The 26,301-nt window shown below is 62.3% G+C and carries 25 protein-coding genes; 17 read left to right on the forward strand and 8 right to left on the reverse strand.

The features are described from left to right. Positions 1-2: 2 nt before the first annotated feature. Together ACF8E5_RS16740 and ACF8E5_RS16745 are read left to right on the forward strand one after the other, a co-directional pair. The gene (locus ACF8E5_RS16740) at positions 3-479 is read left to right on the forward strand and encodes an LEA type 2 family protein (protein ID WP_078478105.1); all 477 of its coding nucleotides are present in this window, start codon (positions 3-5) and stop codon (positions 477-479) included. A gap of 7 nt (positions 480-486) precedes the next feature. Further along, positions 487-684 (forward strand): SEC-C metal-binding domain-containing protein, encoded by a 198-nt coding sequence (locus ACF8E5_RS16745; RefSeq protein ID WP_023535239.1) that lies wholly within the window; start codon positions 487-489, stop codon positions 682-684. A 37-nt stretch (positions 685-721) separates the two neighbouring features. On the opposite strand, the gene ACF8E5_RS16750 is transcribed toward ACF8E5_RS16745, so the two are convergent. Beyond that, positions 722-1,939, reverse strand: coding sequence for an MFS transporter (locus ACF8E5_RS16750; RefSeq protein WP_392475559.1), 1,218 nt, complete (start codon positions 1,937-1,939; stop codon positions 722-724). 131 nt (positions 1,940-2,070) lie between these two features. Here ACF8E5_RS16750 and ACF8E5_RS16755 point away from each other — a divergent pair, with 131 nt between their 5' ends. The 7 genes from ACF8E5_RS16755 (at position 2,071) to pdeM (ending at position 13,299) form a co-directional block, all read left to right on the forward strand. Beyond that, positions 2,071-3,411, forward strand: coding sequence for a PLP-dependent aminotransferase family protein (locus ACF8E5_RS16755; protein ID WP_196185221.1), 1,341 nt, complete (start codon positions 2,071-2,073; stop codon positions 3,409-3,411). 190 nt (positions 3,412-3,601) lie between these two features. Continuing rightward, positions 3,602-6,043 carry a penicillin acylase family protein gene (locus tag ACF8E5_RS16760; RefSeq protein WP_392475560.1) on the forward strand — a complete coding sequence of 814 codons (2,442 nt, stop codon included), beginning with the start codon at positions 3,602-3,604 and terminating at the stop codon, positions 6,041-6,043. Positions 6,044-6,157: 114 nt separating this feature from the next. Next, positions 6,158-7,174, forward strand: a complete 1,017-nt coding sequence (locus ACF8E5_RS16765) for a ligase-associated DNA damage response exonuclease (protein ID WP_196136200.1) — start codon at positions 6,158-6,160, stop codon at positions 7,172-7,174. Next, entirely contained in the window at positions 7,171-8,829 is a 1,659-nt protein-coding gene (locus ACF8E5_RS16770; RefSeq protein WP_392475561.1) for an ATP-dependent DNA ligase, read from the forward strand. The genes ACF8E5_RS16765 and ACF8E5_RS16770 overlap by 4 nt, the downstream gene beginning before the upstream one ends. Positions 8,830-8,946: 117 nt before the next feature. Next, the gene (locus tag ACF8E5_RS16775; protein WP_058637956.1) at positions 8,947-10,062 is read left to right on the forward strand and encodes a succinylglutamate desuccinylase/aspartoacylase family protein; all 1,116 of its coding nucleotides are present in this window, start codon (positions 8,947-8,949) and stop codon (positions 10,060-10,062) included. A 65-nt stretch (positions 10,063-10,127) separates the two neighbouring features. Next, the gene (locus ACF8E5_RS16780; RefSeq protein ID WP_078478101.1) at positions 10,128-12,572 is read left to right on the forward strand and encodes a ligase-associated DNA damage response DEXH box helicase; all 2,445 of its coding nucleotides are present in this window, start codon (positions 10,128-10,130) and stop codon (positions 12,570-12,572) included. Between the two features lie 73 nt (positions 12,573-12,645). Beyond that, positions 12,646-13,299 carry a ligase-associated DNA damage response endonuclease PdeM gene (gene pdeM, locus ACF8E5_RS16785; RefSeq protein WP_078478100.1) on the forward strand — a complete coding sequence of 218 codons (654 nt, stop codon included), beginning with the start codon at positions 12,646-12,648 and terminating at the stop codon, positions 13,297-13,299. Positions 13,300-13,305: 6 nt separating this feature from the next. On the opposite strand, the gene ACF8E5_RS16790 is transcribed toward pdeM, so the two are convergent. Together ACF8E5_RS16790 and dcd are read right to left on the reverse strand one after the other, a co-directional pair. Next, on the reverse strand, positions 13,306-13,530 hold the full coding sequence (locus ACF8E5_RS16790; protein ID WP_058606055.1) for a hypothetical protein: 225 nt from the start codon (positions 13,528-13,530) through the stop codon (positions 13,306-13,308). Between the two features lie 95 nt (positions 13,531-13,625). Further along, entirely contained in the window at positions 13,626-14,192 is a 567-nt protein-coding gene (gene dcd / locus ACF8E5_RS16795; protein ID WP_023535255.1) for a dCTP deaminase, read from the reverse strand. Between the two features lie 348 nt (positions 14,193-14,540). On the opposite strand from dcd, the gene ACF8E5_RS16800 reads away from it, so the two are divergent. Then, positions 14,541-14,750 (forward strand): cold-shock protein, encoded by a 210-nt coding sequence (locus tag ACF8E5_RS16800; RefSeq protein ID WP_016488765.1) that lies wholly within the window; start codon positions 14,541-14,543, stop codon positions 14,748-14,750. Positions 14,751-14,967: 217 nt separating this feature from the next. Here the strand turns inward: ACF8E5_RS16800 and apbC are convergent, their stop codons facing one another. Beyond that, positions 14,968-16,062, reverse strand: a complete 1,095-nt coding sequence (gene apbC, locus ACF8E5_RS16805) for an iron-sulfur cluster carrier protein ApbC (protein WP_058637953.1) — start codon at positions 16,060-16,062, stop codon at positions 14,968-14,970. 157 nt (positions 16,063-16,219) lie between these two features. Between apbC and metG the strand changes: the two genes are divergently transcribed. From metG to ACF8E5_RS16820, 3 genes are all read left to right on the forward strand, one after another. Further along, positions 16,220-18,262 (forward strand): methionine--tRNA ligase, encoded by a 2,043-nt coding sequence (gene metG / locus ACF8E5_RS16810; protein WP_145256624.1) that lies wholly within the window; start codon positions 16,220-16,222, stop codon positions 18,260-18,262. Between the two features lie 108 nt (positions 18,263-18,370). Continuing rightward, a complete protein-coding gene (gene nth / locus ACF8E5_RS16815; RefSeq protein WP_058637978.1) occupies positions 18,371-19,009 on the forward strand; it encodes an endonuclease III in 639 nt (212 codons plus the stop codon). 102 nt (positions 19,010-19,111) lie between these two features. Further along, complete coding sequence (locus tag ACF8E5_RS16820) at positions 19,112-19,288, forward strand: PA3496 family putative envelope integrity protein (protein ID WP_178091282.1); 177 nt, start codon at positions 19,112-19,114, stop codon at positions 19,286-19,288. Between the two features lie 96 nt (positions 19,289-19,384). Here ACF8E5_RS16820 and ACF8E5_RS16825 read toward each other — a convergent pair whose 3' ends face one another. Further along, positions 19,385-20,008 carry a response regulator transcription factor gene (locus ACF8E5_RS16825; RefSeq protein WP_058637951.1) on the reverse strand — a complete coding sequence of 208 codons (624 nt, stop codon included), beginning with the start codon at positions 20,006-20,008 and terminating at the stop codon, positions 19,385-19,387. A 339-nt stretch (positions 20,009-20,347) separates the two neighbouring features. Here ACF8E5_RS16825 and ACF8E5_RS16830 point away from each other — a divergent pair, with 339 nt between their 5' ends. Further along, positions 20,348-20,806: a hypothetical protein gene (locus tag ACF8E5_RS16830; protein WP_058637950.1), complete on the forward strand. Its 459-nt coding sequence runs from the start codon at positions 20,348-20,350 to the stop codon at positions 20,804-20,806. 50 nt (positions 20,807-20,856) lie between these two features. On the opposite strand, the gene ACF8E5_RS16835 is transcribed toward ACF8E5_RS16830, so the two are convergent. Then, positions 20,857-22,074 carry an argininosuccinate synthase gene (locus ACF8E5_RS16835; protein ID WP_058606061.1) on the reverse strand — a complete coding sequence of 406 codons (1,218 nt, stop codon included), beginning with the start codon at positions 22,072-22,074 and terminating at the stop codon, positions 20,857-20,859. A gap of 121 nt (positions 22,075-22,195) precedes the next feature. Next, the gene (locus ACF8E5_RS16840) at positions 22,196-23,170 is read right to left on the reverse strand and encodes an OmpA family protein (RefSeq protein WP_326383891.1); all 975 of its coding nucleotides are present in this window, start codon (positions 23,168-23,170) and stop codon (positions 22,196-22,198) included. Between the two features lie 129 nt (positions 23,171-23,299). Between ACF8E5_RS16840 and pyrC the strand changes: the two genes are divergently transcribed. Further along, on the forward strand, positions 23,300-24,346 hold the full coding sequence (gene pyrC, locus ACF8E5_RS16845; protein ID WP_392475562.1) for a dihydroorotase: 1,047 nt from the start codon (positions 23,300-23,302) through the stop codon (positions 24,344-24,346). Beyond that, complete coding sequence (gene rnt / locus ACF8E5_RS16850; protein ID WP_027915348.1) at positions 24,343-25,011, forward strand: ribonuclease T; 669 nt, start codon at positions 24,343-24,345, stop codon at positions 25,009-25,011. Before pyrC ends, rnt begins: the two co-directional genes overlap by 4 nt. Before the next feature lie 86 nt (positions 25,012-25,097). On the opposite strand, the gene ACF8E5_RS16855 is transcribed toward rnt, so the two are convergent. Continuing rightward, a complete protein-coding gene (locus ACF8E5_RS16855; protein WP_023535284.1) occupies positions 25,098-25,700 on the reverse strand; it encodes a peroxiredoxin in 603 nt (200 codons plus the stop codon). A 219-nt stretch (positions 25,701-25,919) separates the two neighbouring features. Here ACF8E5_RS16855 and ACF8E5_RS16860 point away from each other — a divergent pair, with 219 nt between their 5' ends. Then, positions 25,920-26,138 carry a bacterioferritin-associated ferredoxin gene (locus ACF8E5_RS16860; RefSeq protein ID WP_196126859.1) on the forward strand — a complete coding sequence of 73 codons (219 nt, stop codon included), beginning with the start codon at positions 25,920-25,922 and terminating at the stop codon, positions 26,136-26,138. Positions 26,139-26,301: the final 163 nt, after the last annotated feature.

Raw genomic sequence — 26,301 nt, forward strand, 5'->3', positions numbered from 1 at the left:
GCATGATGACCCGCCTGCGTGTCCTGCTGCCTGCCTTGCTGGTGATGCTTCTGGGCGGCTGCGTCAGTTGGGGCGGTGAGCCCTGGCGGCAACCGGAGATCCACCTGGTCAGGGTGGAAACGGTCAAGGCCCGCCTGCTGCAACAGGAATTCGTGCTCCATGTGCGGGTGGAAAACCCCAACGACAGTCGCCTGTTCATCCGCAACCTGTCCTATGCCCTGCGGTTGAACGATGTGCTGCTGGCAGAGGACGAAGCCAGCCTGTGGCGCAGCGTTGGCGGACACGACCAGCGCACCTTCAAGATCACCGCCCGTACCAACCTGTGGCAGCGCCTCAAGCCACTGGCCAAGATGCTCAAGAGCCACCAGCCTTTGAAATACACGCTCAAGGCCGAACTGCGCACCGGCCTGTTGATCCATCGGAACCTGCACTTGTTGCGCGGTGGTGAGATAATGCCCGGCGATCATTACCTGGAGTAACCCCGCAATGTCCCAACAGCCTCACGTTCACGGCCCTGACTGCGACCACGACCACGATCATCACCATGATCACGGCCATGTCCATGGGCCGCACTGCAACCACGGTCACCAGGAGCCGGTGCGCAACGCCCTCAAGGATGTTGGCCGCAACGATCCGTGCCCGTGCGGCAGCGAGAAGAAATTCAAGAAGTGCCACGGCGCCTGACCGCCGCCCCGCCGTTCGACGGCACCGCGCCTGTCCGTTAGCGCGGGCGCGGCGCGGTCTGCAGCTTCGGCGCCGAGGGGCCCGGCTTGGCTGGCAACCGTAGCGCGGTGGCCAGCAACAGCCCCAGGCACAGCACCATGCACAGACCGTTGGTGCCCTTCCAGCCTGCCAAGTCCAGTAACAAGGAAGGCGTAAAGGCCCCGAGCGTGGCACACACGGCAATGGCCAGGTCATTCTTGCCCTGCAGGCGCATCGCGCACGGGCTGTCCTGCAATGCCTGCGCCAGCAGCGCGCCCCCGCCTACATAGGTCAGGTTCCAACCCAGGCCCAGGGCGATCAGGGCCGCGGTCATCACTGCATAACTGCTGGACCCCATGTTCAAGGCCGTGCTCACCACGAACAGGCCCAACCCTGCGCAGATCGTTACCTTGATGCCCAACCGTTGAATGATGCTGCCTGTGAAGAACGACGGCGCAAACATCGCCACGACATGCCACTGGATGGCCATGCGCACGTCGGCGAAGTCCTGGTGCATACCTTTCATGTGCAGCGAAGCCTGGATCATCAACAGGTTCATGATGCCGTATCCAAGCGCCGCCACGCTCATTGCCACCATCAGCACCCTGCGTGGCGCAGGTCGCACCGTCTCGGACGCTTGCAGGCCCTGCTGCGGGCGATTCACCGGCATCTCCTTGGGTAAGCACAGGGCTATCAACCACGACACGAGCGCCAGACCAATAAAGGCGGCATAGCACAGCGAGAACAGTGGATACCCGCCCACATCCCTGAGCCACCCGGTCAAGGCCGGCCCCGCCACGGCCGCGATCACGCCGCCTGCCACCACCAGTGAAAGCGCTCGCGCCTTGAGGTGTTGCGTCAGGTTGTCGGTAGCGGCAAACCGGTTGAAGTTGGCGAACGCGATGTACACCCCCAAGGCACAGTGGCTGAGTATCAAGGCGAAAAAGTGCTGGTGCTGCACGGCCAGGAACCCGCTGACGCCGGATACGGCCAAGGGCAGAGCACCCAGCATGAATGCGCGGCGACGACCGATGCGCCCCATCAGCCACGACACCGGGTAGGTCGCCAGCATTACGCAGAGAAACTGAAACCCGTAGGGCACCGTCGACCACGCAGGATCGGGCGCCAGGGCAGCACCGACAAGGGCTGCCATGGTCACGGACATCACAGCCGTGGTGAGGTTGACCGATTGCGCAATGAAATACAGGTAGGTACGTGCTGGCAGGGTTTCGGTCATGGCGTGCTCGATGAAGGCGCAGTAAATGAATGCGCCGAAGCTTCTCACTGATCGGCTGGCCACGGGCGAACAGTCGACGCGGTTTCCAGCTAACTGTTAGGCTGTTTTTTCTAACACTGACGGGCCAGTCGATGCGTGCTGACACTCTCCTTCATCAACTCCGGCAGCGTCTGGCTGCCAGCGAATGGCTGCCGGGGCAACGCATGCCGTCGATTCGCAAGCTCACGGCCAGCACGGGTGCCACCTACCACGAGGTCGTGTCCAGCTATGGGCGCCTGGTCAGTGAAGGGTTGTTGACGGCCGTGCCAGGGCGTGGCTACTTCGTGGCCGGTACCACTCGGCCGCCAGCCAGGGACGAGGCGCCCGGGCATATGGCCGGGGACGCGCTGTTCAAGCTGCTGCAAGGCGGCCCGCGCTACACCAAGCTCGGCTGCGGCTGGCTGCCCCCTGCCTGGCGCGACACCGAGCTGCTGGCCAAGGCCGTGCGGCGTACGGCGCGCCTGGAGCAAAGCTCGCTGGCCGACTATGGCGACATCCAGGGTTACCTGCCCATGCGCAAGCAGCTGTGCGTGCACCTGCGGCGCATGACCCAGATCGATGTAGGCCCGCAGCAATTAATCAGCACCTTGGGCGCCACCCAGGCCCTGGACCTGGTGGCCCGCCTGCTGATCGCCCCTGGCGATCACGTGTTCGTTGACGAGCCTTGCAACGGCAACCTGGTCAAGCTGATCGAGCTGGCCGGGGGGCACGTGGTCGGCATCCGTCGGCTGCAAGACGGTCCCGACCTTGAAGACATGCAGCGGCACCTGGCCCAGCACAAGGTCAAGGCCTTCTTCTGCAACAGCACATTCCACAACCCCACCGGTAGCAACGTCAGCCCGCACAACGCCTTCGGCGTGCTGAGACTGGCGATCGAACACGGCTTCTACGTCGTCGAAGACGACGTATACGGCGACTTCAGCCCGGGTGTGCGCCAGACCTTCGCCGGCTTGGATAACCTGCAGCAGGTCATCTATATCGGCAGCTTCTCCAAGTGCCTGTCCGCCTCCCTGCGCGTGGGTTACATCGCCTGCCCGGCTGCACTGGTCGAACCGCTCATGCGCCTAAAACTGCTCACCTGCGTGGCCGTGCCTGCATTCTGCGAGCGCTTCGTCAATACGATCCTCACCGACGGCACCTACGCCAGGCACATGAGCGACTTGCAGCAACGCCTGATTCGACAGCAGGTTCAGACCCAGCGCACGCTGACAGACCGCGGCTGGCGCTTCGACATCACGCCGCACGGCGGCATGTTCCTGTGGGTCCATCACCCCGATATTGCCAACCTGCATCCTTTCTTGCGCCAACTCGAACAGCACGATGTACTGCTGATGCCTGGCGAATCCTTTGCGATCACGCGCAACTACGTTCGGTACACCCGCATCAACTGCACGCACTTTTCCGACGCCATGGCTGTGCATTTCGAAGTTTGACCCGCTGCAACGCGCCCCTGGATACCCCGGCGTCACGGCCGGGGATTGGCAAATGGCCGACAAGGTCTTGCCACTCATCCAGCGCTGGGCCGATGTGCCGAAATAAAGCCAGGGCAGGCCTTGCACCCAGGCGGCCTGCTCACTACCTTAGCGCCTTTCCATCCCCGCTATGCCTTGCAGGAGCCTTGCCATGGCCGCCCCCGCCCTTTTCTTTTTCCGCCCGCGCGCTGCAACGGCTGCCCTGCTGCTCGGTTCACTTGGCCTGGCCGGTTGCCAGACCACTGCCCAACAGGACAGCCTGCCGCCGGCCAGCGGCGTGCAGCCGCTCAAGGGCCTGGCCCAGAACGTGTCGGTCAGGCGCAATGCCATGGGCGCTCCGCTGATTGAGAGCAGCACATTCCATGACGCGCTGTTCACCTTGGGCTACGTGCATGCCGGGGACCGGATCGAGCAAATGGTTGCCATGCGGTTGCTGGCCCAGGGGCGGCTGGCTGAAGTGGCGGGCCGCGATGCACTGGATATCGACCGTTTGATGCGCGCCGCCAACCTCAAGCAAAGCGCGGCACAGCTGTACGCCGACGCATCGCCACGGCTCAAGCGTTTCTTCGACGTCTATGCGCGCGGGGTCAACGCCTACCTGTTCCGCTACCGCGACAAGCTGCCGGCGGACCTGGCCAACAGCGGCTACCGCCCCGAATACTGGAAGCCTGAAGACTCCGCGCTGATATTCGCGTTGTATGCCTTCAGCCAGTCGGTCAACCTGCAAGAAGAGATCAGCGCCTTGACCCTGGCGCAGAAAGTCGGCAGTGCCAAGCTGGCCTGGCTGCTGCCCGGCGCCGCCGACGAACCGCTGGCCGAAGGCGAAGCAGCCAAGCTCAAGGGCCTGGACCTTGCCAGTCAGTTGCCGGGGTTGTCTGCCCTGGCAGCTGCCAGCCAGAAACTGGTCGACCTTGACCTGCTGGGTAGCCCCGGTTCAGCTAACCTGGCCATCGGCCCGCAACGCAGCCGCAGCGGCAAGAGCCTGCTGGCCAGCGACAGCCGTGCAGTCTGGGCGCTGAGCCCGGTACAGATCCACACCAGCAAGTACCAGGTGGCCGGCCTGTCGCTGCCGGGCCTGCCGATCGTGCTGGCTGGCTACAACGGCCAGCTGGCATGGACCAGCAGCGCGGTGATGGCCGACAACCAGGACCTGTTCCTGGAAAAGCTGCGCCATCAAGGCAACCAGGTCAGTTACCTGGCGGACGGCAAATGGGTAGCCGCCAGGGCGCACACCGAGACCTTTCTGGTACGCGGCGAGCGCCCACAGCGCGAAGTGATGCATGACACGCGTCATGGCACGCTACTCGGCCAGCCAGGCAATGCCAGCCTGGGCCTTGCCCTGAACTTGCCGCAGTTCAAAGGTGATCGCAGCCTTGATGCACTGTTCGACCTGACCCGTGCCAAGACCGTGGAGCGCGCGTTCGACAGCACCCGTGATGTCACGGCTGCTGCGCTGAACTTCGTCTTTGCCGAACCTTCGCACATTGGCTGGCAGGTGAGCGGGCGCTACCCCAACCGCCGAGAAGGCCAAGGCCTGTTGCCTTCGCCGGGATGGGATGGACGCTATGACTGGGATGGCTATGCCGACCCCATGCTGCACCCGTACGACCAAGATCCGACTGCTGGCTGGATCGGCCACGCCAACCAGCGCAGCCTGCCGCGCGGCTACGGCATGCAGCTGTCGAGCAGCTGGTACTACCCGGAGCGTGCCGAGCGCCTGGGCCAGCTTGCCGGCAATGGCCGAATTGATGGCCGCAGCCTGATGGCGCTGCAGAACGACCAGGTCACCTTGTTGGCCGGCAAGCTCAAGCAGATGTTCGAAGCGCCAGGCATGGCAGGCCCGCTGCAGCAGGCCATCAATGCCTTGCCCACCGATCAGCGCGACAAGGCCCGTACGGCGCTGGCCAGGCTCAAGGCATTCGATGGCCGCTTGAGCCCGGTGTCGTCCGATGCTGCGCTGTACGCCCTGTTCCTCCAGGCCGTTGCCCGTCAGACGTTCCTCGATGAACTGGGGCCGGAGTCGGGGGCGGCCTGGCAGGCATTCGTCAGCAATGCACGCCTGTCGTTCTCGGCACAGGCCGATCACCTGCTGGGCCGGGATGACAGCCCGTTCTGGGACGACCGCGGTACGCCCCAGAAGGAAGACAAACCCGCCATCCTGGCCCGCAGCCTGGTTGCGGCAATGGACACGGGCATCGCCCAACTGGGCGCCGATCGCAGCGCCTGGCAATGGGGCAAACTGCACCAATACCAATGGCCTGCACCGGCCTACCACGGGCTGGGAGATGCCATCGGCCGTCCTGCACAGCCTGCAGGCGGCGACTTCAGCACGCTCGCCTTTACCCCCTACGCCTGGGGAAGCGACTTCGTCACCCGCCTGCCGGCATCGGCGCGGCTGATCGTGGACTTCAGCCAGGCTGAACCCCTGCAGGTGCTGACCAGCAGCGGCCAGTCCGGCAACCCGGCCAGCCCGCATCATGGGGATGGCCTCGATGCCTGGTTCAAGGGCCGCTTCGCGGTCATGCCGCTTGCGCCCCAGCACTTCGCACGTGCCTATGGCACCCAGCGCCTGACCCTGGTACCGGGCAAGTAGAAAAGGTCCGCGGCGTGCAGCAGCTGCGATGGTCAAGGGCTGAACAAACCACCGGTCGAACTTCCCTTGGCCGCTGCGGCTCCTAACTGGTAACTCCCTACCAGTGCGTGTGCCATGGACCTCGTCATCGCTCGACCCGAAGGCCTGTACTGTCCGCCCGGCGATTTCTACATCGATCCCTGGCGGCCGGTAGACCGCGCCGTGATCACCCACGGCCACGGTGACCACTCGCGTTCCGGCAATCGCCATTACCTCACCGCAGACCCCGGCGCCGGTATCCTGCGCAGCCGCCTGGGCATGGACATCAACTTGCAGACCCTGCCTTACGGCGAGCGCCTGTTGCACCACGGCGTGACCCTGAGCCTGCACCCTGCCGGGCATGTGCTGGGATCGGCACAGGTGCGCCTGGAATATCAGGGCGAGGTCTGGGTGGCCTCGGGCGACTACAAGGTCGAGCCAGACGGCACCTGCGCGCCCTTCGAGCCAGTGCGCTGCCATACCTTCATCACCGAATCGACGTTTGGCCTGCCCATCTACCGCTGGCCGACCCAGGCGGATGTGTTCGCCGGCATCAATGCCTGGTGGCGGGCCAACAGCGAACAGGGCAAGGCCAGCGTGCTGTTCTGCTACGCCTTCGGCAAGGCGCAGCGCATCTTGCATGGCCTGGACCCCAGCATTGGCTCGATCCTGGTGCACGGTGCCGTCGAGCCGCTGAACAGGGTGTATCGCGAAGCGGGGGTGTACCTGCCCGAAACCCGCTATGCCGGCGACATTGCACGCAACGATCCGCTGTTGCGCACGGCCCTGGTGATGGCCCCGCCGTCCGCTGGCGGCAGCAGCTGGATGCGGCGCTTCGGCGATTACAGCGACGCGTTCGCCAGTGGCTGGATGCTGCTGCGCGGCACCCGGCGCAGACGCGGTGTGGACAAAGGCTTCGTGCTCTCGGACCACGCCGATTGGCCGGGGCTGTTGTGGGCCATCGGCCAGACGGGCGCCGAACGGGTCATGGTCACCCACGGGTCGGTGGGCGTGCTGGTGCGTTACCTAAATGAACAGGGGCTCGACGCCCGCGCATTCGTCACCGAATACGGTGAGGAAGATGACGCCGCAGCCGGGGAGAAGGGCGCATGAAAGCCTTTGCCGAATTGTACTTGCGCCTCGATGGCACCACCTCCAGCAATGCCAAGCTTCAGGCCCTGCGCGAATACTTCGCCAGCGCACCGGCCCAGGACGCCGCCTGGGCGGTGTATTTCCTGGCGGGTGGGCGCCCGCGTCAACTGGTGCCCACCCGAGTATTGCGCGAACTGGCCGGCGCGATGGCAGGGTTGCCGGACTGGCTGTTCGAGGAAAGCTACCAGGCGGTGGGCGATCTGGCCGAGACCATTTCGCTGTTGTTGCCCGACACCCAGCAGGGCGATGACGAAGGTCTGGCGCATTGGGTCGAAACCTACCTGCTGCCGTTGCGCGGCCTGCCCCCGGAGGAACTTCAGCAACGTCTGCCACCTCTGTGGGCACGGCTGGATCGCCCCAGCCTGATGCTGTGCCTGAAGCTGATCACCGGCAGTTTCCGCGTCGGCGTATCGAAACTGCTGGTCACACGCGCCCTGGCTCAGTTGGCGGAGCTGGACGCCAAACGGGTAGCCCAGCGATTGGTTGGGTATACCGACATCCGCCACCGGCCAACCGCCGAGCGCTACCTTCAACTGATAGCGCCCGAATCTGCCGACGAGCATAGTCAGCGTGGCGGGCAGCCCTATCCCTTCTTTCTCGCCCACCCCCTGCAGGCCCCGGTCGAACAGTTCGATACGCTGCTCGGGCCGCCCAGCGCGTGGCAAATCGAATGGAAGTGGGATGGCATCCGGGCACAGGTGGTCAAGCGCGACGGGCAGCTGTGGGTATGGTCGCGCGGCGAGGAGCTGGTCACCGAACGTTTTCCCGAGTTGCAGAGCCTGGCCCAGACCCTGCCCGATGGCGTGGTGCTCGATGGCGAGATCCTGGTCTGGAAAGCGAGCGATGCCAAGGCAGAGGCCTCCGTTCAGCCCTTCGCCCTGCTGCAGCAACGCCTGGGTCGCAAGACCTTGGGCAAGAAACTGTTGAGCGATGCCCCGGTGGTGTTGCAGGCCTATGACTTGCTGGAGTGGCAAGGCGAGGACTGGCGCAGTCGCCCGCAGCATGAGCGGCGCGCGCAACTCGAACGTGTGCTTGAAGCCTGCCCATTGGCACCCGTACTGCTCTCCCCGCTGCTGCAAGGGCCCGACTGGGCGGACCTTGCCCGGCAGCGGGAGCAGTCACGCAGCCTGGGCGTGGAAGGCATGATGCTCAAGCAGCGCGAGGCACTGTATGGCGTTGGCCGCACCAAGGACATGGGCACCTGGTGGAAATGGAAGATCGATCCGTTCAGCGTCGACGCCGTGCTGATCTACGCCCAGCGTGGCCACGGACGGCGCGCCAGCCTGTACAGCGACTACACCTTCGCAGTCTGGGACGGCCCTGCCGGCACCCCGGACCGCACGTTGATCCCCTTCGCCAAGGCCTATTCCGGCCTGACCGACGAGGAGATGCGCAAGGTCGATGCCATCGTGCGCAAGACCACCCAGGAAACCTTCGGCCCCGTGCGCAGCGTAACGCCCACGCTGGTGTTCGAGTTGGGCTTTGAAGGCATTGCTCTGTCCAAGCGCCACAAGAGCGGCATCGCCGTGCGCTTTCCACGCATGTTGCGCTGGCGCCTGGACAAGCCTGTCGAGGAGGCCGACGACCTGGCGACCTTACAGGCCTTGCTGGCCTGATCAGGGATCACAGGCAGCTGTGAGGGGCTGGCGTGAGGCGCTGGCAGCGAAATTGTGCTTTCATCTGAAGGCTCAGCCCGTGCTCCAGACCGTTCCAGCCCCGTATTCAGGACCATCATGCACCACTCGACCCACGACATCCTCTCCCCTGTTCCGGGGGTAACCCGCCAACTGCACAGCTTCCACTTCGGGCCACGCGGTGGCCGCAAGGTGTACATCCAGGCCTCGCTGCATGCTGACGAATTGCCCGGCATGCTAGTGGCCTGGCACCTCAAGCGCCAGTTGCTGGAACTGGACCAGCAAGGCCGCCTGCAGTGCGAGGTCATCCTGGTGCCGGTTGCCAACCCGGTAGGCCTTGAGCAGGTGCTGCTCGACGCCCCGCTGGGCCGGTTCGAGTTGCAAAGTGGCGAGAACTTCAACCGCAATTTCGTCGATCTGTCAGACAGCATCGGTGATCAGGTCGAGGCCCACCTGACCCAGGACCCGCTCCACAATCAGGCCCTGATCCGCGAATACCTGCGCCGTGGCCTGGATGCTCATCCGGCGCGTACTCCACTGCAAGCGCAGCGCCTGATCCTGCAGCGCCTGGCGTGCGATGCCGACCTGGTCCTGGACCTGCACTGCGACTTCGACGCTGTCGAACATCTCTATACCACCCCGGACGCCTGGCCGCAGTTCGAGCCCTTGGCCCGTTACCTGGGTGCCCAGGCCAGTCTGTTGGCGACCGATTCGGGCGGGCAGTCTTTCGACGAGTGCTTCAGCCTGCTGTGGTGGCAACTGCAACAGCGCTTTGGCAAACGCTTCCCCATCCCGGCGGGCACGTGTTCAGTCACCCTCGAATTGCGCGGCCAGGCGGATGTGAGCCACGACCTGGCGCGCCAAGACTGCCAGGCCATTCTCGACTTCCTGACCCATGCCGGCGTGATACAGGGCCATGCCCCTGCCCTGCCGCCCTTGCGCTGGCCAGCCACGCCACTGGCTGCGGTGGAGCCAATCACGGCCGCTGCGGGCGGGTTGCTGGTGTACCACGCCAAGCCAGGGCAGTACCTGGAGGCAGGACAACTGATTGCCGAGGTCATCGACCCGCTCAGTGATCGCGTCATGCCCTTGCGCAACAGCCAGCCTGGTCTGCTGTATGCGCGCAGCGTGCGGCGCATGGCCACGGCAGGCATGGTGATCGCCCATGTTGCCGGCGAGCAGGTGTGCCGCAGCGGCAATCTGTTGGCCAACTGACAAGTAAACCAATGCCTTGCAGCGGTGGTCTCTAGAAGCACAGCCTTCGAGGGACTGCCCGCCTGATGCCCGCCGCCACCGATCTTGCCAATGCCTGGTTCGCCCAACGCGGCTGGAAGCCGTTCGCTTTCCAGCGCAAGGTGTGGGCCGCCGTCGAGCGTGGGGAGTCGGGCCTGCTCTATGCCAACACTGGCGCTGGCAAGACGTATGCGGTCTGGCTGGCGGCACTGCGGGCGTTCAAGGCCCAGGCCCAGGGGCGCCACGCGGCGCCGCTCCAGGTCATCTGGATCACCCCCATGCGCGCCCTGGCCGCTGATACGGCACGAGCGCTGCAGGCGCCCATCGACGAGATGGGCTTGCCCTGGAGCGTTGGCGTGCGCAGCGGCGATACCGGCAGCGCCGAGCGCGCACGCCAGGCCCGGCGCATGCCCAGCGTGCTGGTCACCACACCTGAAAGCCTGACCCTGCTACTGACAAGGGCACAGGCCAGCAATGACTTCGCGACGCTGCGCATGGTGGTGGTGGATGAGTGGCACGAACTGCTCGGCAACAAGCGGGGGGTTCAGCTGCAACTGGCTTTGGCCCGCCTTCGGCGTTGGCACCCTGGCCTGCCGACCTGGGGGCTGTCGGCCACCCTCGGCAACCTGCAGCATGCCCTGGACGTGTTGCTGCCCCAAGGTGGTCAGCTGGTCCGCGGGCGCCAGGACAAGGTGCTGCAGGTCGATACCCTGGTGCCTGAGCACATCGAGCGCTTTCCATGGGCAGGGCACATCGGCCTGAAGATGTTGAAGCAGGTGAGCCGGGAAATCGACGCCAGCAGCAGTTGCCTGGTGTTCACCAACACCCGGGCGCAGGCCGAGCTCTGGTACCAGGCCCTGCTCGAAGAGCGCCCCGACTGGGCGGGCCTGATCGCGCTACATCACGCCAGCCTGGCACGTGACACCCGCGATTGGGTCGAACGCAGCCTCAAGGAGGGCACGCTCAAAGCCGTCGTCTGTACATCGAGCCTGGACCTGGGCGTGGACTTTCTGCCGGTCGAGCGCGTCCTGCAGATCGGTTCGGCCAAAGGAATCGCCCGGTTGATGCAGCGCGCAGGCCGCTCAGGGCATGCGCCTGGACGGCGCTCGCGTATCACCCTGGTGCCCACCCACAGCCTGGAGCTGGTGGAAGCCGCCGCCATGCGCCAGGCCCTGGCGGCCGGCCACCTGGAGGGACGCCGGTCACCGCGCCTGTGCATGGATGTACTGGTCCAGCACCTGGTCAGCATGGCCCTGGGCAGCGGGTTCGAGCCGCAGCAACTGCTCGCTGAAGTGCGCAGCACCTGGGCCTTCGCCGACCTGCGTGACAGCCAGTGGCAATGGGCACTGGACTTCGTTTGCCATGGCGGCAGCTCGCTCAGCGCCTACCCCGATTATCAACGTGTTGAAATGCACCCAGACGGCTTATACCGGGTCGCCAGTGAGCGCCTGGCGCGCCGCCATCGCATGGGCATCGGCACCATCGTCAGTGACGCCTCGCTGCACCTGAAGTACTGGAGCAAAGGCGGTGGCGGCAAGAACCTGGGCAGCGTGGAAGAAGCGTTCATCTCACGCTTGAGGCCCGGGGACACATTCGTCTTCGCCGGCCGCGTGCTGGAGCTGGTTCGCGTGGAAAACATGACCGCCTATGTGCGCCGCAGCAACGCGCGCAAGGCGGCGGTGGCCCGCTGGAACGGCGGGCGCATGCCACTTTCCAGCGAACTGGCAGATGCTGTGGTCCAGCAACTTGACGCCGCAGCGCACGGTCGCTTCGACAGCCCTGAAATGCGCGCAGTAAGGCCGTTGCTCACGGTACAAGCCCAGTGGTCGGCGCTGCCGACGACAGGGACGCTGCTGGCAGAGACATTCAAATCCAGGCAGGGCTGGCACCTGTTCGTGTACCCGTTTGCCGGGCGCATGGCCAACATGGGGTTGGCCAACCTGATCGCCTGGCGTGTCAGCCGTGAGCAACCGCTGTCGGTTTCCATCGCCGTCAACGACTACGGCTTCGAGCTGCTAAGCCCTGGGCCGGTGGATTGGGCCAGCTACCTGCCCCAGGCGTTGAGTACCGAAAATCTTCTGGAGGATGTGCTTGCCAGCCTCAATGCCGGGGAAATGGCGCTGCGCCGGTTCCGGGAAATCGCCCAGATCGCTGGGCTGGTGTTCGGTGGCTATCCTGCGGCGCAAAAGAGCATGCGCCAGATCCAGGCCTCGAGCGGGTTGTTCTACGAGGTGTTCCGCAAGCACGACGCAGGCAACCTGCTGCTGGGCCAGGCACGTGATGAGGTACTTAGCGAGGAGTTGGAAATCGATCGGCTTCGGGCCCAGTTGCTGAAACTGACCGACCTCAGGCTGGACTTGCGTGTGATGGAGCGCACCGGGCCGCTGGCGTTCGCGCTACTGGTCGAAGGGCTGCGTGAAACCCTCAGCACGGAAAAACTGGCAGACCGCATCGCGCGGATGGTAGCGGAATTGGAGAGCATTGCAGGTTGAACCAGATAACGATCAGACGCATTCATGGGGTAGCGGTCATATCGCTGGCCATCGACGGCCTGGCGATCCCCACATGACGACACATTGCGCCATCGAACTGGCCGGGCAGAAACTCTGGCTGCTGCCGGACAAAGCCGTGTATTGGCCAGCCCGCAAGACGTTGCTGCTGGCCGATGTGCACATCGGCAAGGCGGCGAGCTACAGGGCCTTGCACCAACCCGTTCCCAGAGGCACTACCGAAGCCACGTTGGCCCGGCTCGACACACTGCTTGCCGAGCATGACTGCGAGCAACTGATCGTACTGGGTGATTTCCTGCATGCCCGGACTGCGCGGGCGCCGGCTACGCTGGCCCGGGTGCAAGCCTGGCGAGAGCGTCATCCGGAGTTGAGCATCGTGCTGATACGCGGCAACCATGACCGCAACGCAGGCGATCCACCTGTTGAGCTGGGGATCGACGTGGTAGACGAACCTTATGTAGTGGGGCCGTTCGCCCTGCAACACGAACCCAAGGCGCATCCGGCACTCACGGTGCTTTCAGGGCACGTCCACCCGGTCTTCGTGCTGCGCGGCAGGGCTCGCCAGCGGCTGCGCCTACCGTGCTTTCTGATCGACGAAAAAGTCAGCCTGCTGCCAGCTTTCGGAGAATTCACAGGCGGTTGGGAGATCGAGCCCGCCGGCACCAGCCAGGTCTATCTGGCCGGTGCCGGCCGGGTGTGGCCGCTATGAAATGAATCAGGCCACAGGCGCCGGAGGCGGCTCATCGGGAAGGGTGGGCTCGCCGGGCTCCATAGGCGTATCACCCGGCTGGCCAGGCTGCGGCGTGTCCGGGTCAGGCTGCCCTGGCACACCGCCGGCATGCAGCGGCAATGGGTCAGCCAACAGCGACCAGGACAGCAGCCCGATGTGATTGGGCTGCAAGCCAGCCAACTTCGCACTGATCGTTGGGTGGAGTTTCATTGGCACCTCCTGACAACAGCCGACCCGCTTTATGCAAATCGGCAGGGTTACCACTTGGAGCGTCAAAAGCCGATGAAATTCCCGACGCCTGTCGGTCAGGTGCGTGGCAGGGTGACGCCACGTTGGCCCTGGTACTTGCCGCCGCGGTCCCGGTAGGACACTTCACAAGGCTCGTCCGATTGCAGGAACAGCATCTGCGCCACCCCTTCGTTGGCGTAGATCTTGGCCGGCAACGTGGTGGTGTTGGAGAACTCCAGCGTCACGTGGCCTTCCCATTCGGGCTCGAGCGGGGTCACGTTGACGATGATGCCGCAACGCGCATAGGTGCTCTTGCCCAGGCAGATGGTCAGCACGTCGCGCGGGATGCGGAAGTACTCCACGGTGCGCGCCAGTGCAAAGGAGTTGGGCGGGATGATGCACACGTCGCTCTTGATGTCGACGAAGCTGCCGGCATCGAAGTTCTTCGGGTCGACGGTGGCCGAGTTGATATTGGTGAAGACCTTGAATTCGTCGGCGCAGCGCACGTCGTAGCCGTAGCTGGAAACGCCGAAAGAGATGACCCGGTTATCCTGTTCGCCACGCACCTGGCGCTCCACGAACGGCTCGATCATGCCGTGTTCCTGCGCCATGCGGCGAATCCACTTGTCCGATTTGATGCTCATGGCGGGATGTCCTGAAGAGTCTGCAAGGTAAAGATAGACGCGCATCTTACCGGTCCCGGCGCGGTCTTCAAAGTTCCATCCAGCGTTTGCCGCCCGCCGCGGCTACAGTGCCCGCGAGGCGTGGCTTGCAGCCGCCGTCGATCTCTTTTCGGGGAAAGCAGCGTCTGGCCATTGGCAGCTTGGGCAAAGTGGGGTAAGGTGTTGCCACTGTGCTGCACGTGACACCGAGAATCTCTAGTTTGATGCACGATCCTGATCGGCCCATCGCTGAATTTTCTGCTCTCTTTGCGCTCAGTCCCGGGCAGGGTTTTTCCTGACCGAAATCAAATTGTCCAAGGAGACAGAAAAATGTCCAATCGTCAAAGCGGTACCGTCAAGTGGTTCAACGATGAGAAAGGCTACGGCTTCATCACCCCTCAGTCGGGCGACGACCTGTTCGTGCACTTCAAAGCCATCCAAGCTGACGGCTTCAAAACCCTGAAAGAAGGCCAGGCTGTTACTTTCGTCGCTACCCGCGGCCAGAAAGGCATGCAGGCTGAAGAAGTTCAGATCGCCTAAGTCGATCGAGCTTTCTAGCTTTCAAAAAAAACCCGCTTCGGCGGGTTTTTTTATGCCTGCTACTCAGTCAGCAGGCGCCAGGGCGCGCTGACCATGGTCAAGGATCGCCCGTTGAACAGATACGCGCCTGGCCTCCTCTGAGCACGACCTGTCAGCACGAGCGGCTCACCGAGCCGCCCTCTGGTCTTGATCTGAAAGGCTGCGGTACTACAGCCGACTAGTCTTCGCTGATGGTGATGCTCGGCATCGCTGGCGCTGCCGCCTCACGCAGTACGATACGTGCCCCCACCTTGCGCGCCAGCTCCTGGTACACCATGGCGATCTGGCTCTCAGGCTCGGCGATGGCCGTAGGCTTGCCGTTGTCGGCCTGCTCGCGGATCAACATCGAAAGCGGCAACGACGCCAGCAGATCGACGCCGTACTGGCTGGCGAGTTTCTCACCGCCACCCTCGCCGAACAGGTGCTCAGCGTGGCCGCAGTTCGAACAGATGTGTACAGCCATGTTCTCGACCACGCCTAACACCGGGATGTTGACCTTGCGGAACATTTCCACGCCTTTTCTGGCATCGAGCAGCGCCAGGTCCTGGGGCGTGGTCACGATGACCGAACCTGCCACCGGCACTTTCTGCGCCAGCGTCAGCTGGATATCGCCGGTGCCAGGCGGCATGTCGATGACCAGGTAATCGAGATCATTCCAGGCCGTCTGGGTTACCAACTGCAGCAGCGCCCCCGAGACCATGGGGCCGCGCCACACCATCGGGGTATTGTCATCGGTCAGGAATGCCATCGACATCACTTCGACCCCATGGGCCTGGATAGGCACGAACCATTTCTGATCACGAATCTGCGGCCGCGTACCTTCGGCGATGCCGAACATCACGCCTTGGCTGGGGCCGTAGATATCCGCATCGAGGATGCCTACGCGCGCACCCTCACGGGCCAGTGCAAGCGCCAGGTTGGCGGCGGTGGTGGATTTGCCCACGCCGCCCTTGCCCGATGCCACGGCGATGACGTTCTTGACGTTGGCCATGCCGGGCACTTGGGCCTGGCCCTTGTGGGCCGCGATCACGCACTCGATGCTCACCTGTGCGCGGGTCACACCCTCAAGGTTACCGATCGCCGTTTCCAGCACCTGCGCCCAGCCCTGCTTGAACAGGCCTGCGGCATAGCCGAGCTGCATCTGTACGCTGACACACCCATCCTGGATTTCGATGGCACTCACGCAACCGGCAGTGACCGGATCCTGGTCGAGATAGGGGTCGGTGTACTGGCGAAGCACGCCTTCGATGGCGGCGCGATTGAGGGCACTCATGGACACTCCCATTGGCAAACTGAATGTAAAACAAGCGCCTATCCTAACCCGTCAATCGTCAGCAGATGCGTGCGCGGGGTGAAATATATTCGTCAGCCCTTTATAGTGGCCGATCATCCTCATTTTCACCCGTCGCCAGATAAGTAGCCGAGCCACCATGTCCGAGCCACGTCAGATTCTCGTCACCAGCGCCCTGCCCTATGCCAATGGATCCATCCATCTTGGCCATATGCTCGAGTACATCCAGACAGACATGTGGGTCCGCTTTCAAAAGCTGCGCGGCAATCAGTGCATCTATGTCTGTGCCGATGATGCGCACGGCTCGGCCATCATGCTGCGAGCCGAAAAGGAAGGCATCACGCCAGAGCAACTGATCGCCAACGTACAGGCCGAGCACAGCGCCGACTTTGCCGATTTCCTGGTGGACTTCGATAATTTCCACTCCACCCACAGCGAAGAAAACCGCGAGCTGTCGGGCATGATCTATACCCGGCTGCGCGAGGCGGGGCATATCTCCACTCGCTCGGTGACCCAATACTTCGACCCTGAAAAGGGCATGTTCCTGGCAGACCGCTTCATCAAGGGCACGTGCCCGAAGTGCGCGGCCGAAGACCAGTATGGCGACAACTGCGAAAAATGCGGCGCGACCTATGCACCGACCGAATTGAAAGACCCCAAGTCTGCTATTTCAGGGGCTACACCGGTGCTGCGCGACTCCCAGCACTTCTTCTTCAAGCTGCCCGACTTCCAGGCCATGCTCCAGCAGTGGACGCGCAGCGGCACGTTGCAGGACGCCGTGGCCAACAAGCTCGCCGAATGGCTGGATGCCGGTCTGCAGGAGTGGGACATCTCCCGGGACGCGCCTTATTTCGGTTTCGAGATCCCTGGCGAGCCTGGCAAGTTCTTCTACGTCTGGCTGGACGCGCCGATCGGCTACATGGCGAGCTTCAAGAACCTGTGCGCGCGTCGCCCGGACCTGAACTTCGATGCCTTCTGGAACCAGGGCTCCAGCGCTGAGCTTTACCACTTCATCGGCAAGGACATCGTCAATTTCCACGCCCTGTTCTGGCCCGCCATGCTCGAAGGCGCTGGCTTGCGCAAGCCGACCGCGGTCAACGTGCACGGCTACCTCACCGTCAACGGTGCGAAGATGTCCAAGTCGCGGGGCACGTTTATCAAGGCCCGTACCTACCTCGACCATTTGCAACCCGAATACCTGCGTTACTACTATGCCGCCAAACTCGGTCGCGGGGTCGATGACCTGGACCTGAATCTTGAGGACTTTGTGCAGAAGGTCAACTCCGACCTGGTGGGCAAGGTGGTCAACATCGCCAGCCGGTGTGCCGGGTTCATCCATAAAGGCAACGACGGCGTGATGGTGGCCGGTGATGCAGCTCCAGAGCTGACCGAAGCCTTCCTGGCAGCTGCACCGTCCATTGCCGAGGCCTACGAGGGCCGAGACTTCGCACGCGCCATGCGTGAGATCATGGCACTGGCCGACCGCGCCAATGCCTGGATTGCCGAAAAAGCGCCTTGGTCGCTGGCCAAGCAGGAAGGCAGGCAAGACGAGGTGCAAGCCATCTGCGCCCAGGGCATCAACCTGTTCCGTCAGTTGGTGATCTTCCTCAAGCCTGTGCTGCCAGTGCTTGCGGCCGATGCCGAGGCCTTCCTGAATGTGGCCCCCTTGACCTGGGACGATCACCGTTCGCGCCTGGAAAATCACTCACTCAACCCGTTCAAGGCCCTGCTCAGCCGCATTGAACCTGCCAAGGTGCAAGACATGATCGCGGCCAGCAAGGAGGACCTGTTGGCCGCCGAGGAGCCCAAGGCACCTGTGGGTAATGGCGAGCTGCACAAGGACCCGCTGTCGGCGGAAGTCGACTTCGACACCTTTGCCGCTGTCGACCTGCGCGTGGCACTGATCGTCAAGGCCGAGGCCGTACCGGGTGCTGACAAGCTGCTGCAGTTGACCCTGGACATCGGTGATGAGCGCCGCAACGTCTTCTCCGGCATCAAGTCAGCCTACCCTGACCCCGCTCAGCTCGAAGGCCGGCTGACCATGATGGTCGCCAACCTCAAGCCACGTAAAATGCGCTTTGGGGTTTCCGAGGGAATGGTGATGGCCGCCGGCCCTGGCGGTGAAGAAATCTACCTGCTCAGCCCCGACAGCGGCGCCAAGCCCGGTCAGCGCATCAAGTGACCCACAAGCGGGACCTGCATCAGGCCCCGCCTTGCGACGATGGCGCGCAGCCACGGGCTGCTGCGCCTTGCCTGCCTTGCTCACGTTCTCCAGGAACGCTACGAATTCATGAATGCCGTCAAACGTCGAGAAATCTTCCGTCGACTGCACGAAGACAACCCGACACCCAAAACCGAGCTGGCTTACACCACACCCTTCGAGCTGTTGGTAGCCGTGACCCTTTCCGCGCAATCCACCGATGTAGGTGTGAACAAGGCCACAGCGCGGCTTTTTCCAGTTGCCAACACCCCTGAGGCTATCTACGCGCTCGGAGTCGACGGACTGAGCCAGTACATCAAGACCATTGGGCTCTACAACAGCAAGGCCAAGAACGTCATCGAGGCCTGTCGCCTACTCATTGAGCGGCATGACGGGCAGGTGCCGGACACGCGCGAGGCCCTCGAAGCCTTGCCGGGCGTTGGCCGCAAGACAGCCAACGTAGTGCTCAATACGGCATTTCGCCAACCGGCGATGGCAGTGGATACCCATATCTTCCGCGTCAGCAATCGCACGGGCATTGCTCCGGGCAAGACGGTGCTGGAGGTGGAAAAAAAGCTGCTCAAGTTCGTCCCCAAGGATTACTTGCTCGACGCACACCATTGGTTGATCCTGCACGGACGCTATGTATGTCAGGCCCGCAAGCCCAGGTGCGGCAGCTGCCGAATCGAGGACCTGTGTGAATTCAAGCACAAGACCAGTGATGATTGAGGCAATAGTAGAAAGATTGCGCTTCGATTGAAAAAATCTTTTTTACCAGCGCCCACTTTATGGTTATAAGGTCGGCCATTGGCCCTTGCCGTGGAGCGACTCATGAGCACTGATAAAGACGACCTCACGATTGAAGATGATTTTGTGACCGCTGAAGAAGAAGTCGAGCCGCAAGTAGAACCGGCGAAAACCAATCTGAGCAAGCGTCGCACCATCGACAATCTGCTGGAAGAACGTCGACTGCAAAGGCAACTGGCCGATTTCGATTACGATCTCTAGGAGGTGCTGGCTGGCGGGCCTCCGAAAGACCCGCTCCTTCTCCGTTCAGGCCTCGAATTCGGTGCAGAGCCCTCCTGCAGGAGGCTCTGCATACCATCAGTTCAACCCGTGTCGCTGTGCCAGTTCGATCAAGTCCACCAATGACCGCGCGTTGAGCTTGAGCAGCAACCGAGATTTGTAAGTACTGACCGTCTTGTTGCTCAGGTACATGCTGTCGGCGATTTCCTTATTCGACCGGCCCCGCGCCAATTGCTGAAGCACTGTCATCTCCCTTGCCGAAAGGCGGTTGACCATTTCCGCTTCACTGCCGCCGCTGCGCCCTCGCGAGGCGTGCAGCGCCTGGTTGGGGAAGTAGCTATAGCCCGACAACACCGCCTTGATCGCGCTGAGCAGTTCGGTCAGTTCCTGTTGCTTGCACACGTACCCTGCCGCCCCTGCCTGCATGCACCGCATCGAGAAGTTGCCGGGCGCCTGGGAGGTCAGTACCAGTACTTTGCTGCATGGGCTTGAACTGGCCATGCGGGCTATGACTTCGAGGCCGTCGAGCTTGGGTATGCCGATGTCCAGCACGACGATATCGGGAAGATGTTGCCGTGTCAGTTGCAGCGCGGCCACTCCGTTGTCCGTTTCAGCGACGACATCGTACCCATGCCGCTCCATCAGCATGCGTACGGCCAGACGTATCACAGGGTGATCATCTACGATAAGCACTTTGTTCATGCGATATCCATTCATTGCTGTTGCATTGGCAGGCCACGATAACCGAGAGAAGAACTCATGGCGCGGCGTTTTCGCCTAGAAACGGACGTACAGACACGGCTTACTAAACTTACGGAAGTTTCCTACACACAAGATGAAGAGTTGTTACAAGCTAATTAATAAAAGCGGATAAGAACTCCCTTAGAGGGCAACTCCCGACAACTTTTACATCAAACACTGACACCGTTGTCGTGACGCTTGAAGCGCTTGGCAGGCGCAGGCCCGGCATGGGAAACAGTGCAGGGTTTAGCTGAGCAAGGACCTAGGTTATAGATGTACGAAAGCGCAGGAGAAGGCTCCATGAATCAAGCACAACCCGTTGCTCCGCTGACAATCGTCGCTATCTTTGCGGGCATAATCGAAGCCTCCGCCCTGGCTACCTTGCCCTTTCTCAGCGAAGCCAGCCAGACGCTGTATACATGGTTCCTGGTTGGTTTTCCCTTCTTCCTGACCGCCCTGTTCTTCTTGACGCTGAACTTCAATTACAAGTCTTTCTATACGCCTGCTGGATCGCGTATCGAATCCGTGGACAGTGCGCAGAGCGCGCGGAAGATCACGTCCACGACCCTGCCAACCGCAAGCGCAATCGTGCACGGCGAGCCGGTGACCTTCATGTTCAGCGGGCCAGAGGCAAATCAGTTAATGGAAAAGGAGGTGTTGCAAGCGCTCGCCCAAGCGCCAGAGCCGGCTCGCACCTGGCAGTTCTGCAATGTGCCAAGAGGACAATGTGTCCGGCTTTCAGTCAGCCCCCTCGAGTAAAGGCAAAAAACCCGGCACTAGGCCGGGTATTTGCAGAACGGCGTGCTGAATCAGAGCAACGAGCGGCCCTTGTTCGCAGCGATACGCATACGCAGCGCATTGAGCTTGATGAAGCCCGCCGCGTCTTCCTGGTTGTAGGCACCGCCGTCTTCTTCGAAGGTGGCGATGTTGGCATCGAACAGCGAATCGTCGGATTTGCGGCCGACCACGGTAACGTTGCCCTTGTAGAGCTTCAGGCGTACGACACCGTTCACATTGACCTGGGACGCGTCGATCATCTGCTGGAGCATGACCCGCTCCGGGCTCCACCAGTAACCGGTGTAGATCAGGCTGGCGTACTTGGGCATCAGCTCGTCTTTGAGGTGAGCGACTTCGCGGTCCAGGGTGATCGACTCGATGGCGCGGTGCGCCTTGAGCATAATGGTGCCGCCAGGGGTCTCGTAGCAGCCACGCGACTTCATGCCCACGTAGCGGTTTTCGACGATGTCCAGTCGACCGATGCCGTTGGCGCCGCCGATACGGTTCAGATCGGCCAGCACGGTGGCCGGGCTCTTCTCTACGCCGTCAATTGCGACGATGTCGCCGTTGCGGTAGGTCAGCTCAAGGTAGGTTGCCTGGTCTGGGGCGTTTTCGGGCGAAACGCTCCAACGCCACATGTCTTCTTCATGCTCGGTCCAGGTATCTTCCAGCACACCGCCTTCATAGGAGATGTGCAGCAGGTTGGCGTCCATCGAGTACGGCGACTTCTTCTTGCCATGACGCTCGATCGGGATACCGTGCTTCTCGGCGTAGTCCATCAGTTTCTCGCGCGAGAGCAGATCCCATTCACGCCATGGCGCGATGACCTTGACGCCGGGCTTGAGGGCATAGGCGCCCAGTTCGAAACGAACCTGGTCGTTGCCTTTGCCGGTAGCGCCGTGGGAGATGGCGTCGGCACCGGTTTCGTTGGCGATTTCGATCAGACGCTTGGCGATCAGCGGACGGGCAATGGAAGTACCCAGCAGGTACTCGCCCTCATACACGGTGTTGGCGCGGAACATCGGGAATACGAAATCGCGCACGAATTCTTCGCGCAAATCGTCGATGTAGATTTCTTTGACGCCCATTGCCTGAGCCTTGGCACGCGCCGGCTCGACCTCTTCACCCTGCCCCAGGTCGGCGGTGAACGTCACCACTTCGCAGTTGTAGGTATCTTGCAGCCACTTGAGAATCACCGAAGTATCAAGGCCGCCGGAATACGCCAGTACGACCTTTTTTACGTCCGCCATGCCATCACTCCACGGGGTTGTACGGAAAAGGCCCGATTCTAACGGCGTTGAGGCTCAATTTATAGAGGCGCGACAGCTTCTGACGACAAAGCGACAAGAATTGTCGATGGCGCGACGGCCGCTACTTGGCAGTGGCGGGTTTGTCCGGGACCGACTTGGTGGCACTTGCAGCCTGCGCCGGGGCAGCGGAGGCAGCGGAGGCAGCGGGGGCCTCGACCGCCTTTTGCGTGGGCTGCGCCTGGGCAGGGCCTCGCTCAAGTTCGATGTTGACCCGCCGGTTACGGGCGCGATTGCCGGCGCTGTTGTTCTTGACCAGCGGATAACGCTCGCCGTGGAAACGCACGGTTATCTGGCTTTCAGGCACGCCGTGGGCCATGAGGTAATCGGCGACCGCCAGTGCCCGCCGGCGGGACAGGTCGCGGTTGGTCAACCGATTGCCGCTGTTGTCGGAATGCCCGTCCAAGGCCACCTGATTGACGCTGGGGTCGGCCTTCATGTATTCGAGCAGCACATCGAGGCGGGTCTTGGCCGCCTGATCCAGCACGATGCCGCCACCGGGGAAGCCCACCTGGGTCTGACGCACCTGGTCGTAGTTCATCGGCAACAGCTTGCTGGCGCAGGCCTGGTAGTCACTGTAGGCCTTGGCGAAACTGACCGGCAGCACGCGCACTTCCATTGCCCGCCCGCCCTCCCCGGCGAAGTTGCGCACCACGGCGCTGCGGCCATCGAGCAGGCCGTTGATCAAGCGGCTGGCCTGGCCTTGGGAGGAGTTGAACAGCACGCCGGTACGTGCCATGCGCACATTGCCCAGGTTGATGTCCCCGCGCCCAGGTTGCCAGGGCGCTGCAGCAGCCAGCAAGGCGGCACCGCCGGCACCCATCGCATTGGTTTGTGAGCGCAGGCGGAACACCGGTTGCTCACCGGCACGGCGTACGAACTCACCGCTTCCGAAACCGTCTATCGGCTGGGTCAGCCGGCATTCGAACGCGTCACCCTCCACCGTCCAGGCAATGCGCTCCATGCGTGTCTGAAACGTCAAGGCACCGGCCGGCACGCTGGCAAACACGATAAACAGGGCTAGGTAACGCTGGCGCACGGCGGGCTCCACATAATTCGACACTCACCTTTACACTATCGGGCGGCCGCGGGAAAACTTGATACCTGTGCTCTGGAGGGGCTTTTCCGGTAGCATTACGGCTTGAGTTCGACCCGCCTGGAATCCTCAATGTCCGATCGCCTGACCCTTCTGCGCCCCGACGACTGGCACATCCATCTGCGTGATGGTGCCGTCCTGCCTCACACCGTTAGTGATGTGGCGCGCACCTTCGCCCGTGCCATCATCATGCCCAACCTGGTGCCGCCGGTGCGCAATGCCGCCGAAGCCGGGGCCTATCGTGACCGTATTCTGGCTGCTCGCCCGGCTGGCAGTCGGTTTGAGCCGTTGATGGTACTGTATCTCACCGACCGCACCACCCCACAAGACATCCGAGATGCCAAGGCTAGCGGTATCGTGCACGCCGCCAAGCTCTACCCGGCAGGCGCCACCACCAATTCCGATTCTGGCGTGACCAGCATCGACAATATTTTCCCGGCTATCGAGGCGCTGGCTGAAGTCGGCATGCCATTGCTGGTGCACGGCGAAGTCACGCGCAGCGAGATCGACGTGTTCGACCGTGAAAAGCGCTTCATCGACGAGCATATGCGCCGCCTGGTCGAGCGCTTCCCCTCGCTCAAGGTGGTCTTCGAGCACATTACCACCAGCAATGCGGCCCAGTTCGTGACCGAGGCTTCGGCCAACGTTGGCGCCACCATCACCGCGCAGCACTTGCTGTACAACCGCAACCATATGCTGGTGGGCGGCATACGGCCGCATTTCTATTGCCTGCCCATCCTCAAGCGCAACACGCATCAGGTGGCGTTGCTCGACGCCGCCACCAGCGGCAACCCGAAGTTCTTCCTCGGCACCGACTCGGCTCCCCACGCCCGCCACGCCAAGGAAGCGGCGTGTGGATGCGCTGGCTGCTACACCGCCTATGCGGCCATCGAGCTCTATGCAGAGGCGTTCGAACAGCGCAACGCTCTGGACAAGCTCGAAGGCTTTGCCAGCCTGCACGGTCCTGCTTTCTACGGCTTGCCAGCCAACACCGACACCATCACCCTGGTTCGTGATCAATGGACGGCCCCAGAAAGCCTGCCCTTCGGTGAGCAAACCGTGATTCCGCTTCGCGCCGGGGAAACACTGCGCTGGCGCCTGCTGGAGGAACACGCGTGAGCGAAGACCTGTACGAAGATGAACTTGAATCCTCTGGCAGCGGTGGTCACCGTCACCCGATGGCCGAACGCTTTCGGGGTTACCTGCCCGTGGTGGTGGATGTGGAGACGGGTGGTTTCAATAGCGCCACCGACGCCTTGCTGGAAATTGCTGCCGTCACCATTGGCATGGACGAAAAGGGTTTTCTGTTCCCCGAACATACCTATTTTCACCGGGTAGAGCCCTTCGAAGGCGCCAACATCGAGGCCGCGGCGCTGGAGTTCACCGGCATCAAACTCGACCACCCGCTGCGCATGGCGGTGAGCGAGGAAACGGCCCTGACGGATATCTTCCGAGGCATCCGCAAGGCGCTCAAGGCCAATGGTTGCAAGCGCGCCATCCTGGTGGGCCACAACAGCAGTTTCGACCTGGGTTTCCTTAACGCGGCGGTAGCGCGCAACGACCTCAAGCGTAACCCGTTCCACCCGTTCTCGAGCTTCGACACGGCCACCCTGGCAGGGCTCGCCTATGGGCAGACCGTGCTGGCTCGCGCCTGCCAGAGCGCTGACATCGATTTCGATGGTCGCGAGGCGCACTCGGCACGCTACGACACCGAAAAAACGGCTGAGCTGTTCTGCGGTATCGTCAACCGCTGGAAAGACATGGGCGGCTGGCGACAGGATTGATCCGCGCGTTTCAGCGCTAAAGCCAGCCCGTGCGGCTGGCAAAAAAAACCGGCCATGAAGGCCGGTTTTTTTTGCTCGACGCGGGCTTACAGCTTGCCGGCGTTCTCGCTCAGGTAGGCAGCAACGCCTTCTGGCGATGCGTTCATGCCCTTGTCGCCTTTTTTCCAGTTGGCAGGGCAGACTTCGCCGTGCTCTTCGTGGAACTGCAGGGCGTCGACCAGGCGCAGCAGCTCGTCCATGTTACGGCCCAGCGGCAGGTCGTTGATGATCTGCGAGCGCACGACACCGTTGGTGTCGATCAGGAAGGCGCCACGGAAGGCCACGCCGCCTTCGGACTCTACGTCGTAGGCCTTGCAGATTTCGTGGGTCATGTCGGCAGCCAGGGTGTACTTGACCGGGCCGATGCCGCCGTTGTTGACGGGGGTGTTGCGCCATGCGTTGTGGGTGAAGTGCGAATCGATCGATACGCCGATCACTTCCACGTTGCGCGCCTGGAAGTCAGGAATGCGATTGTCCAGAGCAATCAGCTCGGACGGGCAGACGAAGGTGAAGTCCAGCGGGTAGAAGAACACCAGGCCGTACTTGCCCTTGATGGCCGAGGCCAGGTTGAAGCTGTCGACGATCTCGCCGCTGCCCAGTACGGCAGGTACGGTGAAATCGGGGGCTTTCTTGCCAACGAGTACGCTCATTGTTATCTCCTGATGTGAGTGAAGAACCATTGCCGGGCCGAGTCGCCGACCCGACATGCAACAAAGGTTGACCATCATACACAGGTTACGGTGGCAGGCCGAATGCTGAGCGCGCGACCGTTGGTCACTCGGGGCGAATGCCTTCTGAAACCACTTTGACAAGCATTCTCATTCACATTAAGCTCCAACCCATCGAACCCGCCAGCGATGGTCAGCCCTATGTATGTGTGTCTTTGTGTCGGCGTCACCGACGGACAGATCCGCGATGCGATCTATGAAGGATGCTGCAGCTACAAGGAAGTCCGAGCCGCGACCAACGTCGCCAGCCAGTGTGGCAAATGCGCTTGCCTGGCCAAGGAGGTGGTGCGCGAAACATTGACCACGCTTCAGGTCAGCCAGGCCGCCCTGCCCTACCCAGTGGAATTTACCGCTGCCTGATATACGGAATGACGAAAACCGGACCCTGTGTCCGGTTTTTTTTCGCCTTAATTCAACAAGTTAGCGTACCAACGCGGTTCACAAACATTCTTATTCCTATTAATTTTCATTTATTATTCAATTACTTAGGTTTGACAGGCTTGGTCATCAGGCTCAAACTTCC

The sequence above is a fragment of the Pseudomonas sp. WSY_20 genome, assembly GCF_043104335.1.
Taxonomy (GTDB): domain Bacteria; phylum Pseudomonadota; class Gammaproteobacteria; order Pseudomonadales; family Pseudomonadaceae; genus Aquipseudomonas; species Aquipseudomonas parafulva_B.

Coding starts and splice junctions, on each gene's coding strand:
- ACF8E5_RS16740 (WP_078478105.1), top strand. CDS start 3: ATGATGACCCGCCTGCGTGTCCTGCTGCCTGCCTTGCTGGTGATGCTT.
- ACF8E5_RS16745 (WP_023535239.1), top strand. CDS start 487: ATGTCCCAACAGCCTCACGTTCACGGCCCTGACTGCGACCACGACCAC.
- ACF8E5_RS16750 (WP_392475559.1), bottom strand. CDS start 1,939: ATGACCGAAACCCTGCCAGCACGTACCTACCTGTATTTCATTGCGCAA.
- ACF8E5_RS16755 (WP_196185221.1), top strand. CDS start 2,071: ATGCGTGCTGACACTCTCCTTCATCAACTCCGGCAGCGTCTGGCTGCC.
- ACF8E5_RS16760 (WP_392475560.1), top strand. CDS start 3,602: ATGGCCGCCCCCGCCCTTTTCTTTTTCCGCCCGCGCGCTGCAACGGCT.
- ACF8E5_RS16765 (WP_196136200.1), top strand. CDS start 6,158: ATGGACCTCGTCATCGCTCGACCCGAAGGCCTGTACTGTCCGCCCGGC.
- ACF8E5_RS16770 (WP_392475561.1), top strand. CDS start 7,171: ATGAAAGCCTTTGCCGAATTGTACTTGCGCCTCGATGGCACCACCTCC.
- ACF8E5_RS16775 (WP_058637956.1), top strand. CDS start 8,947: ATGCACCACTCGACCCACGACATCCTCTCCCCTGTTCCGGGGGTAACC.
- ACF8E5_RS16780 (WP_078478101.1), top strand. CDS start 10,128: ATGCCCGCCGCCACCGATCTTGCCAATGCCTGGTTCGCCCAACGCGGC.
- pdeM (WP_078478100.1), top strand. CDS start 12,646: ATGACGACACATTGCGCCATCGAACTGGCCGGGCAGAAACTCTGGCTG.
- ACF8E5_RS16790 (WP_058606055.1), bottom strand. CDS start 13,530: ATGAAACTCCACCCAACGATCAGTGCGAAGTTGGCTGGCTTGCAGCCC.
- dcd (WP_023535255.1), bottom strand. CDS start 14,192: ATGAGCATCAAATCGGACAAGTGGATTCGCCGCATGGCGCAGGAACAC.
- ACF8E5_RS16800 (WP_016488765.1), top strand. CDS start 14,541: ATGTCCAATCGTCAAAGCGGTACCGTCAAGTGGTTCAACGATGAGAAA.
- apbC (WP_058637953.1), bottom strand. CDS start 16,062: ATGAGTGCCCTCAATCGCGCCGCCATCGAAGGCGTGCTTCGCCAGTAC.
- metG (WP_145256624.1), top strand. CDS start 16,220: ATGTCCGAGCCACGTCAGATTCTCGTCACCAGCGCCCTGCCCTATGCC.
- nth (WP_058637978.1), top strand. CDS start 18,371: ATGAATGCCGTCAAACGTCGAGAAATCTTCCGTCGACTGCACGAAGAC.
- ACF8E5_RS16820 (WP_178091282.1), top strand. CDS start 19,112: ATGAGCACTGATAAAGACGACCTCACGATTGAAGATGATTTTGTGACC.
- ACF8E5_RS16825 (WP_058637951.1), bottom strand. CDS start 20,008: ATGAACAAAGTGCTTATCGTAGATGATCACCCTGTGATACGTCTGGCC.
- ACF8E5_RS16830 (WP_058637950.1), top strand. CDS start 20,348: ATGAATCAAGCACAACCCGTTGCTCCGCTGACAATCGTCGCTATCTTT.
- ACF8E5_RS16835 (WP_058606061.1), bottom strand. CDS start 22,074: ATGGCGGACGTAAAAAAGGTCGTACTGGCGTATTCCGGCGGCCTTGAT.
- pyrC (WP_392475562.1), top strand. CDS start 23,300: ATGTCCGATCGCCTGACCCTTCTGCGCCCCGACGACTGGCACATCCAT.
- ACF8E5_RS16855 (WP_023535284.1), bottom strand. CDS start 25,700: ATGAGCGTACTCGTTGGCAAGAAAGCCCCCGATTTCACCGTACCTGCC.
- ACF8E5_RS16860 (WP_196126859.1), top strand. CDS start 25,920: ATGTATGTGTGTCTTTGTGTCGGCGTCACCGACGGACAGATCCGCGAT.